General features: G+C 35.1%; 7 protein-coding genes and 2 pseudogenes. 5 read left to right on the forward strand and 4 right to left on the reverse strand.

From position 1 onward, the window contains the following. Positions 1-43: 43 nt before the first annotated feature. A pseudogene (glyA, locus tag ACGH6S_RS11565) lies at positions 44-175 on the reverse strand (serine hydroxymethyltransferase); the annotation flags it as partial. Positions 176-396: 221 nt separating this feature from the next. Between glyA and ACGH6S_RS11570 the strand changes: the two are divergent. The 5 genes from ACGH6S_RS11570 to ACGH6S_RS11590 all read left to right on the forward strand — a co-directional run bounded on the left by ACGH6S_RS11570 (position 397) and on the right by ACGH6S_RS11590 (position 5428). After that, positions 397-1323 carry a TIGR01212 family radical SAM protein gene (locus tag ACGH6S_RS11570; protein WP_065590061.1) on the forward strand — a complete coding sequence of 309 codons (927 nt, stop codon included), beginning with the start codon at positions 397-399 and terminating at the stop codon, positions 1321-1323. Positions 1324-1338: 15 nt separating this feature from the next. Continuing rightward, positions 1339-1623: a DUF2645 family protein gene (locus tag ACGH6S_RS11575; protein ID WP_174798711.1), complete on the forward strand. Its 285-nt coding sequence runs from the start codon at positions 1339-1341 to the stop codon at positions 1621-1623. A 240-nt stretch (positions 1624-1863) separates the two neighbouring features. Next, positions 1864-2988 carry a glycosyltransferase family 4 protein gene (locus tag ACGH6S_RS11580; protein ID WP_085165075.1) on the forward strand — a complete coding sequence of 375 codons (1125 nt, stop codon included), beginning with the start codon at positions 1864-1866 and terminating at the stop codon, positions 2986-2988. Continuing rightward, positions 2981-3784, forward strand: coding sequence for a lipopolysaccharide core heptose(I) kinase RfaP (gene rfaP / locus ACGH6S_RS11585; protein WP_411578942.1), 804 nt, complete (start codon positions 2981-2983; stop codon positions 3782-3784). The genes ACGH6S_RS11580 and rfaP overlap by 8 nt, the downstream gene beginning before the upstream one ends. Before the next feature lie 15 nt (positions 3785-3799). Then, the gene (locus tag ACGH6S_RS11590) at positions 3800-5428 is read left to right on the forward strand and encodes a DUF2813 domain-containing protein (protein ID WP_411578943.1); all 1629 of its coding nucleotides are present in this window, start codon (positions 3800-3802) and stop codon (positions 5426-5428) included. 92 nt (positions 5429-5520) lie between these two features. On the opposite strand, the gene ettA is transcribed toward ACGH6S_RS11590, so the two are convergent. From ettA to ACGH6S_RS11605, 3 genes and pseudogenes are all read right to left on the reverse strand, one after another. Then, positions 5521-7188: an energy-dependent translational throttle protein EttA gene (ettA, locus tag ACGH6S_RS11595; RefSeq protein WP_034915195.1), complete on the reverse strand. Its 1668-nt coding sequence runs from the start codon at positions 7186-7188 to the stop codon at positions 5521-5523. Positions 7189-8105: 917 nt separating this feature from the next. Further along, entirely contained in the window at positions 8106-9725 is a 1620-nt protein-coding gene (locus ACGH6S_RS11600; protein ID WP_141672723.1) for a hypothetical protein, read from the reverse strand. Between the two features lie 453 nt (positions 9726-10178). Next, positions 10179-10632, reverse strand: a pseudogene (locus ACGH6S_RS11605) (hypothetical protein); the annotation flags it as partial.

The following is a 10632-nucleotide window of genomic DNA, read 5'->3' on the forward strand; positions in this document are numbered from 1 at the left end:
TAGCCGTAAAAAAAATAGTTGGCTAGTTTTTTGGCGGACTTTTTTGTAAAGAAATGTAAATAAATTTAAAGAAACATTTAGCACGATCAATTGTCAATTTTTCAACAACATCAACATATTCACAACCACTGTAATAACGTTTACCAGAATAACCTTCAGCATATTTATTGGTGAGTTACATGTTAACTCCTAGTTATTAATTACAACAAGCCTTAAACTTACCGCACATCACAGTGTAAAAAACAACACTAGTTACCCTTACTTAATCAGAGATCAATTTCAATCTTTTTTTGAGTTATAAAAAATATTTATATATTGTTGAAAAGTAGTATTATGGATAAGATATGGAATACAAGACATATTGCTAAAATAATTAAAAATTTTATTTGGTTTATAATGCAACTTCATTTAGTCGTTAATACATTCGGTTCCGATTTACAACGTCGTTATGGCGAAAAAATCTATAAACTTACTTTACATGGTGGCTTTAGCTGTCCCAATCGAGATGGTACTATTGGTCAAGGTGGTTGTACTTTTTGTAATGTTGCCTCAATCATTGATGAATCTATTCAGGTTAAATCAATTTCTGAACAATTAACCTCGCAAGCCCAACAGATGAAAAAGTCTAAACGATACCTTGCTTATTTTCAAGCTTATACCAGCACCTACGCCGAGGTTGAAATTCTAAAAAGTATGTATGAAGAAGCCCTGAATAGTGCGGATATTGTTGGGCTTTGTGTTGGTACTCGCCCTGATTGTGTTCCTGATGAAGTACTTGATTTGCTTGCGAATTATCAATCCAATGGCTATGAAGTTTGGTTAGAACTTGGTTTACAAACTGCTCATAACAAAACCTTACACGATATTAATCGAGGGCATACTTTTGATGATTATTATCAAACCGTACAAAAGGCACGCAAGCTTGGCATTAAGGTCTGTACTCACTTAATTATTGGTTTACCGAAAGAAACCAAACAAGATAACTTTATAACCCTTAATCGTGTGCTCGACTGTGGTGTGGACGGTTTAAAATTACACCCTTTACATATTGTTGAAGGTAGTATTATGGCAAAAGCGTGGCGGGCTGGGCGGCTTCCAGTATTATCATTAGATGAATATGTCGATATTGCTGGCGATATCATTCGCCAAACTCCAGCCAATATTTTGTATCATCGCATATCAGCTAATGCCAGAAAACCAACTTTACTCGCCCCTGATTGGTGTGAAAACCATTGGCAATCGATGAATGCTGTTGATCACAATTTACGCCAGTTTGGTGCTCAAGGTAGTGCTATTGGTGATAGTTACTTTTTTAAATCATAAGTGGATTTAATGATTATGAAAAAGGACATCCTTTCATTTATCCACTTCGCCTTTTTATTAATAATTATTAATTTATTTTCAACCAATAAATATGAATGGATGATTTTTACAGGTGATCCAGACAACCTTTGCACGTTACCATTAGGTGGAAGAAATAGTGAAGACATTTTTCTTATCCTTACCATTCCCTTAATTTTGAGTTTATTTTTTATAAAAAATAGAAAAATAAGATATATCTATTTGTCCCTTGCTATTCTCTATTGTTTTTGGTCATTCTTTTTACGTTTTCAATGGTGCTAACAATTTCATTTAAAATTATTATAGTTTGAGAGATTATCAATAGCGTAACGCACCCACACTAAGAATAAAACCAAACTATAATGGTATAGACTCTTGAATTATTTTTACAAATGACAGTATGCTTATTCAACTGCCACTATGACCCAAATTTTACAGCAAATTTGGGTCTATAAAAATCAAACTTTGCACCCAAATAAATACTAAGTATATAATACGCCTTTCAAACTTGAGACAATCTGCATGCAACTGGCTTTTTGTATTTATAAATATTTTCCTTTTGGTGGTTTGCAACGTGATTTTTTGCAAATAGCCAAAGCTTGTCAAAATCGAGGACATAATGTTCGTGTTTATGTCATGGATTGGCAAGGCGATGTACCTTGTGGGTTTGACATTATTTGGGTACCTAAAAAGGGCTTATCCAACCATAGTCGTAATCAATCTTATTACTATTGGGTGAAGGATCATTTACAAGCAAATCCTGTTGATTGTGTAGTTGGCTTTAATAAAATGCCTGATTTGGATGTTTATTTTGCAGGTGATACTTGTTATGCCGAAAAGGTTTCACACAAGGGCTTTTTGTATAAATTGTCAAAACGCTGTAAGCACTATTTAGCTTTCGAAGATGCGGTATTTAATCAACATAGCCAAACCAAAGTTATGGTACTAACAAAACAGCAAATTAGTGATTTTGAGCACTATTATCATACTGATCCGTCTCGATTTTACCTTTTGCCACCCGGTATTGCGCAAGATCGCCAATACAATTATGAGTCGCTAGCTAAAGGTAAGCAATTTAGGCAAGCAAATCAAATTGATGAACATAATTTTGTGATTGTGCAAATTGGATCAGATTTTAAGCGTAAGGGAGTAGATCGTTCTTTAACCGCCATTGCCGCACTACCTTGCGATTTAAAACAAAAAGTGACTTTTTTAGTAGTGGGGCAGGATAATCCCGAAGCTTATCAAAAACTGGCTAAGCAACTCGGCATTGAGTATCAAGTACGTTTTTTTGCAGGCCGTAATGATATCCCTGACTTTTTATTTGCGGCAGATTTGCTATTGCACCCTGCAAGACAAGAAGCTGCTGGTATGGTGCTTATTGAAGGGTTAGCCGCTGGAGTGCCAGTGATTGTGTCAAGCACTTCGGGCTATGCTTATCATATTGATGATGCCAATGCTGGGGTGATCCTTGCCGAACCTTTTGTACAAGCAGATCTCAATCAAGCGTTGCAAAATGCCATAACAAACCACGATCAGTTATTAACATGGCACAACAATGCAATACATTATGGTAAAACGGCTGATTTATATCATTTAGCCCAGCGTGCCGCAGATATTATTTTAGGTTGTGATCATTATGAATGAGTTGAAGTTAAAATGCCCTTTTGATGCTTTGTGGAAAAATAAAGATCCGTTTGCGGAAGTTGAGTTAATATCAGGCAAAGTCTATCGAGCGGTTAAGCAACGTAAGACGTTGAATTTTGAGCTTGGTGATGAATCGTATTTTATTAAAATTCATCGTGGTACAACCATTAAAGAGATTGTGAAGAATCTTATTTCGTTACGTTTACCTGTTTTAGATGCTAAGCAAGAGTGGGATGCGATTGAGCGTTTGGAGCAAGTTGGCGTTAATACGATGGATGGGCGAGCATTTGGTCGTAAGGGGCTGAATCCGCTGACTCGTCATTCGTTTATTGTGACAAGAGATCTTAACCCGACTGTGAGTTTAGAAGATTTTACCAAGCCATGGTTAACTAACCCACCTAGCTATCATATAAAGCGTTCTTTAGTTATTTATTTGGCAAAAATGGTGGCTCGAATGCATGCCGCTGGGGTTAATCATCGTGATTGTTATTTGTGTCACTTTTTGCTTGATATTCCGCTTTTTGAAAATCATCAGCAAATAAAATTATCGGTGATTGATTTACACCGTGCTCAGATCCGTAAAACAGTTCCTGTTCGTTGGCGTGATAAAGATTTAATTGGGCTTTATTTTTCAGCCATGAATATTGGGCTAACTGATCGTGATATTTGGCGTTTTTTGAAAGTGTATTTTAATCAACCTTTAAAAACGATTTTGCGTAATGAAGCTAAGTTAATTGCTAGTACGCATCAAAAAGTTGAACGAATTCGTAAAAGGACAGAAAAGTATCATCTTTAACAATAAGGATACGCTATGTTTATTGAACAAATTGATATTTCCGGATTTAAAGGTATTAGTCAACTATCTTTAAAATTAAATGCAAGTTCTAGCGTACTAATGGGTGAAAATCGTTGGGGGCGGTCAAGTTTAATCAGCGCTTTGCAATTGTTATCACTAGATAACAAGTTTTATCAATTTGTCGATTCCGATTTTTATCATGATCAATACCAATGTTATGGCGATAATATTATTATTAAAATCACTTATTGCCAATCACACTTACATGAATTAAATAATCAAGATTATCAACCATTACGCTCAGTTTCGTATCAATCACACCAAGATAATCTGCATCGTATCACTTATCAAATTTCTGCCAATAAACAAAATAACCAAATTATAACACAACATAAATTGCTCAATGCACAAGGCAATCCCTTTAATATAGAAAACGAAAAATTATTAATTGCAACATTAATCAAACTAAATCCAGTAATGACACTTAAAAATGCAATTAATCCTGAGCAATTAACTGTTACTAACGAACCATTATCCGAACACTACATTAGCCAACTTTCAAACCAACTAAAAGCCCATTCAGCCGAATTAACCCAAGATGAATTAGCTCGAGGCCTACAAGCCGCACGCTCATTATTAGAGTATTATTTTGTCGATCAAGCACACCGCAATCATTACAAACAAAAAAATGCCAAAAGTACACCAAGATCAGAAGATTGGAATGTTTTGGAACAAATTAATGATGTATTGGATAATCTTGATAATGATTATTTACGAACGGTATTTTTAGGAATTTTCGGCTCTATTATTGATGCTAAAGAGAATTATTCACTTTCACAAAGTTCAATGCCTATTTTAATTTTAGAAGAGCCTGAAAGTTTGTTACATCCAATCATTTTATCAGTTGCATTTCGCTTACTAAAAAACTTCCCTACACAAAAAATTATCACGTCTAACTCAAGTGATCTGGTATCGTTATTTTCATTAGAAAACCTTTATCGTTTAATTCGTCTGCCAGATAAAATTATTGCCAAATACATTGAACCTCATTCATTAAGCGTTAGTGATAGTCGCCGTATTGCGTTTCATATTCTTTATCGCCGATCAAATGCCTTATTTGCACGATGTTGGTTGTTAGTCGAGGGCGAAACCGAAGTGTGGTTGTTACGTGAACTGGCTGAACAAAGTGGTTATCATCTGAGTTCAGAGGGAGTTCAGCTTATTGAGTTTGCTCAGTGTGGTTTAAAACCGCTTATAAAATATGCCAATAAAATGGGAATTCATTGGTATGTAATTACTGATGGGGATATGGCGGGTAAAAAATATGCCGATACGGTAAAATCGTTATGTGGTGAAGATAAAAATCCTGATGATTACTTAACGGTTTTGCCTGCGCGAGACATTGAAAACTTTTTATTTAAACATGGTTTTAGTCATGTCTATAAACTTGCCGCTTATAATACAACACAGCATATTGATCTGCCTGTACATCAAATTATTCAAAAAGCAATTCATAAAAGTTCAAAACCTGATCTTGCGATTGCCATTTGTGATGATGCAAAATCACGTGGTATAAACGCTATACCGCGTTTGCTAATGGATACTTTTTCGAGAATTATTAGTTCATCTAAAAGGTTAGTTTAGATAATTACATTTTGAAAAATATTTAAAATCGCTATCAAGAAGATAAAACAATTCCGCCAATATAAATCGGCGGAATAAAATAAAAATTAATTCTATTTGGAGATTCGTTTATATTTAGCACGTTTAGGCTCTAATGCTTCAGCACCTAATGTGCGCTTTTTCCATTCTTCGTATTCGGTAAAGTTACCTTCAAAGAATTCAACATGGCCTTCGTCTTGATAATCCAAAATATGGGTCGCAATACGATCTAAAAACCAACGGTCATGCGAAATCACTAAAGCACAACCCGGAAACTCTAATAATGCGTTTTCAAGCGCACGTAGCGTTTCAACATCTAAATCATTGGTTGGTTCATCGAGTAGTAATACATTACCACCCACTTGCAATAATTTAGCTAAATGTACACGCCCACGTTCACCACCTGAAAGTTCACCTACACGCTTTTGCTGATCAACACCTTTAAAGTTAAAACGACCAACATAAGCACGACTTGGTATTTCAAAATTACCAATACGCATAATATCTTGACCGTTTGAAATTTCGTCCCAAACTGTTTTTTTGTCGTCCATACTGTCACGGAACTGATCAACTGATGCAAGTTGCACTGTTTCACCCAAAGTAATCGTGCCTGAATCAGGTTGTTCTTTGCCTGATAGCATTCTAAATAGGGTTGATTTCCCCGCTCCATTTGGACCAATAATGCCAACAATTGCCCCTTTAGGAATACTAAAAGATAAGTTATCAATCAGCACACGATCGCCATACGATTTAGTTAGATTGCTTACTTCAATCACTTTATCGCCTAAACGTTGTCCAGCTGGAATAAAGAGCTCGTTAGTTTCGTTACGTTTTTGGTAATCGTTACTGTTGAGTTCTTCAAAGCGAGCTAGACGGGCTTTGCTTTTTGCTTGGCGCCCTTTCGGATTTTGTCGTACCCACTCGAGTTCTTTTTCGATCGATTTACGACGTGCCGATTCGGTCGAGGCTTCTTGCGCTAGGCGCTGATCTTTTTGTTCAAGCCAAGATGAGTAGTTGCCTTCCCATGGAATTCCTTCACCACGGTCAAGCTCTAAAATCCAACCAGCTACGTTGTCTAGGAAGTAGCGATCGTGAGTTACTGCAACAACCGTACCTTCGTAGTCATGTAAGAATCGTTCTAACCATGCTACTGATTCGGCATCTAAGTGGTTGGTCGGTTCATCCATTAATAACATATCAGGCTTTTCAAGTAATAATTGACAAATTGCTACTCGACGGCGTTCACCACCTGATAAATTTTCAATTTTCGCATCCCAATCTGGCAAACGTAGTGCGTCAGCGGCTCGCTCTAACTGATTATCAAGATTGTGAGCATCTTGCGATTGAATAATGGCTTCAAGCTCTGCTTGTTCTTTGGCTAATTTGTCAAAATCGGCGTCAGGATCAGCATAAGCGGCATATACTTCATCTAATCGAGCCAATGCTTGTTTAGCCTCACTAACCGCTTGCTCAATGGCTTCACGCACAGTTTGTTTAGGATCTAATTTCGGTTCTTGGGGTAAATAACCAATTTTAATATCAGGTTGTGGGCGTGCTTCGCCTTCAATTTCGGTATCAACACCCGCCATAATTCGTAGTAAAGTGGATTTACCCGCTCCATTTAAACCGAGTACACCAATTTTTGCACCTGGAAAAAAACTTAAAGAAATATCTTTTAAAATATAGCGTTTAGGGGGAACAATCTTCCCTACGCGATTCATGGTATAAACATATTGCGCCATAAAACATCATCCGTTAATTTTGTTTAAAAATAGCAAACCATATCAGTTGCTATATAATTGATGGCATATATTGTAATGATTCTGAGCATCGGGTCTAGGGTTATTTTTGAGAATATAGGTAAATCAATATTCGCTATACACAAAACTTAATGTAGGACTTGTATATGTATATTCATGCTTCGCCACAATGACCATAATGGTAACGGTGAAAAAATAGGAATAATTTCTAATCTAACGCCTCGCTTTTAAGAGGGTACACATACCGACACCATCTCTGGAAATCAAAAGATAGACATAACACCCTTATAGATAACCTTTAGCATGTAATAGAGATACCCAGAAATTTTTGTACCCCTCAACTCAATAATGTCATAGTCCAGTTGATCATTAAAAACCGTTTTCCCATTTATTAGTTAGCTATCAATTTAAAAATGACTTTTAAATTTGATAGCATTTATTTAACCTATAACGACTGATAAATATCCAAGACGAATTATGATCAAAATAAAATGCGACGTTGAAGTAAAAAATAACTTTTATGTTAAGCTTTATAAGACTTGCGCTAATTAATCTGGTTGTGGAAAAAATAAAGAAATAGATTTAATATCTATAAGAAAAGGGCTTTATAAAAAGCATGATCATTTTTAAATACTCGTAATGGACAACAACATTAGTTGCCCATTACGATTTTAGTGATTATTTTATAGCACTATACTACTTATTACTCACTATCCTTTAAGGTACTACACAGACTACCCTGTGGGTTGTGAACAATGAAATATTATTAATACGTCTGAACATCCTCAAATCTTGGAGTGACACACATAAACCAATAAGATAATCATCAATTAATGACTGGCTATAAAACAAACATATTAATAATCCTATTTTAAATATCAATTTGATTTATATATTTTTTATGGTAAATTTTCACCTCGACAAAACGTTTGAGAGGACTGAACAGAACCAAGGTCATAATAATCACCCGAAATATATCCTGAATCATTAACAGCAAAAGGCTTATTGGCTCGATACATTTCAGATGTCCAAATATAGGATCCATTGTTATGATATCGCGAGACGGTTCCCCATTCTCCTAGAAATGTACCTAAATCACGGGAATGTCTATATGTCCTTGGTGTAGGAAGTGTAGCAGTACCTTCTGGTAAATCAGCATCAAGTGAATTAATTAATTCATTCCTTCTATACATATATTTTTGCCGCCAAGATTTTCCTGCGTCAGAAAAATCATTAATTTGTTCTCGTGTTGTTGCAGGTATTGCATGACCATCAATAATTTTACGACATTCATCAAACGCCACGTACTCACGATCAAAGTTAATAAAACCGCTACTTTTATAATCCTTCCTATGATCAACAAGAATTGCCCATTTTTTAGGTATCGGAAGAGTCACTTTACCAATATTTTTCCAACTGTTACCGTTATCTTCTGTGTACTCCATATTAATGGTTAATGGAGTCTTCGGTTTAAAACGATTATTATAAACAACCTGACAGCCTTTCCCCAATTCTTTATTTCCGTTTCCTGATAAAGTTACCCAATTATTGATATTGCTAGCATCAAGTCTACAACGGTATTTTGACTGTTCATTCCCTGAACCTATTAAGTCAAACTTAATCCCTTTGAAACCAGTGATAGGTCGAAATGACTCGGCTATAAATCCTACACGAAATTGATTAACCTCCTTATAACCATTACCATTCCATACTGCCGAGTTATAGCCTTTAGGATATTTCGTTATATCATTACTAGCTGAATTAACATAAATACTATATGGTCGAGCGTAGCACAATTTTGGGCCACCTGAAAGCATAAATTGGTAAGTTATTTTGGGTTTGCTACCATAATGATTTTTATTGGGAATGCCATACTTAGTCGTTACGGCGATATCTTGTGCACTCAACTCTAAAGTATAAGGCCCCCCACATAGTGCCAACTCCTGATGTAAATCACTCACAACTTGAGAACCATCTTTCCAAGTTGCAGTTAACGTACCACCGACGGTAAAATTATCAGTAATTGAAGCATCACCATCATCATCCGCCACTTGCAAGTTAGAAATTGTATGTGCTTGTCCATCAGCAGTAACCAAAGCAATAACATCTGAAAACTTTGTACCAAAAGGGACTGTTAACGGTTTACCTCCATTGGAGATTGAATCATTAACTCCAATTTGTATTAGTTCGCCAGTGCTTTCTTGACTTGGCATCATAAAACCTAGCAACTCATCTAAATTTTTTAGTTTATTACCGACTTGATCATTCTGAGACGTTTTAAATTGTAGATAAGGCGCACTCCCTTCAATCACCTTTGTTGTGGTTGCGGATAAGGCAATAACATTACCCGATATCATTATACCCAACGTAGCAATTATAGTTCCATAAGCATAATGTTTGACATGTAAACTTGACGATATAATTCGTAAAATTTGGCCAAAAAACTTAGCTATTTTTAAAATAAACATTCGAGGTTGTTCAAAAGCTAACTTATTGCTTTTGTATATTTTATTATTCATAACTTCCATTTTTAATTACTTTTTCCTATAAAAAATCATTTGCATCCAAATCATAACTACTGATAAAACACAAATTTGATCATATTTATTATATTATGTTAATTTTATGTAAAAAATAACTTTTTTGTTAAGATTTGTAAACATGTGATTAAATGAGTCTGATTATTAAAAATAATATATAACCATATGAAAATTATATTAAATAATAAGAAATAGACTGATTTTATAGTTTTAAATATTAGGTACCAATTTTGTAAAAAATAATCATCAAATTATTCATCATTGCATGTTGATGGGAATCGTTAACCTTATATTTTTGATACTAAAAAGTGGGAACATACCATTACTGTAAACAATGCGAGTAAGTTCTATAATTAACTTACTCGTAATAACCCCTGTAACTTTAAAAGTTACAGAGTCAAACTATTTGCTGAACAAATAAAACAAATTTAACTATGGCTTGACACAAGCAGCTCTAAGTTTATTATTAGTTGATTTAGAATCATATAAATCTCCATCCCCCAAATCGACTCGAATTGGTTCTCCTTTGTATGTATCAATTGCCCAATACCAATCTTGAGGATGATTAGTTTCCCAGTCATCAAGACCTAAATAGTGATTAGGATTGTTAAATAAGGTTCCCCATTCATTAAATAACCCACCAATCCACTTGCCATTACTGCTACGATAACTCAATTGACGGCGATAATTATTGATATTTCTTCCAGGAATACCTCCTGTCCAAATATCATCATTATTTGCATTAGTATAATCTGCAACACTTGGCACTCGGTATCCAATTCGGTTACAGTAATTTTTTGCATCTTGCACAGATGCATTAATATTAGCCCCTTGGGCTATATACCATCTTTCAATTTTAAAGCTATACAAGACTTTACTTTTGGCT

Origin of the sequence: Gilliamella sp. BG3 (genome assembly GCF_046635605.1) — a bacterium.
GTDB classification, from domain to species: domain Bacteria; phylum Pseudomonadota; class Gammaproteobacteria; order Enterobacterales; family Orbaceae; genus Gilliamella; species Gilliamella bombi.

Bases quoted from the DNA above. Each gene is read 5' to 3' on its own strand.
- ACGH6S_RS11570 (WP_065590061.1), top strand. From the start codon at position 397: ATGCAACTTCATTTAGTCGTTAATACATTCGGTTCCGATTTACAACGT.
- ACGH6S_RS11575 (WP_174798711.1), top strand. From the start codon at position 1,339: ATGAAAAAGGACATCCTTTCATTTATCCACTTCGCCTTTTTATTAATA.
- ACGH6S_RS11580 (WP_085165075.1), top strand. From the start codon at position 1,864: ATGCAACTGGCTTTTTGTATTTATAAATATTTTCCTTTTGGTGGTTTG.
- rfaP (WP_411578942.1), top strand. From the start codon at position 2,981: ATGAATGAGTTGAAGTTAAAATGCCCTTTTGATGCTTTGTGGAAAAAT.
- ACGH6S_RS11590 (WP_411578943.1), top strand. From the start codon at position 3,800: ATGTTTATTGAACAAATTGATATTTCCGGATTTAAAGGTATTAGTCAA.
- ettA (WP_034915195.1), bottom strand. From the start codon at position 7,188: ATGGCGCAATATGTTTATACCATGAATCGCGTAGGGAAGATTGTTCCC.
- ACGH6S_RS11600 (WP_141672723.1), bottom strand. From the start codon at position 9,725: ATGAATAATAAAATATACAAAAGCAATAAGTTAGCTTTTGAACAACCT.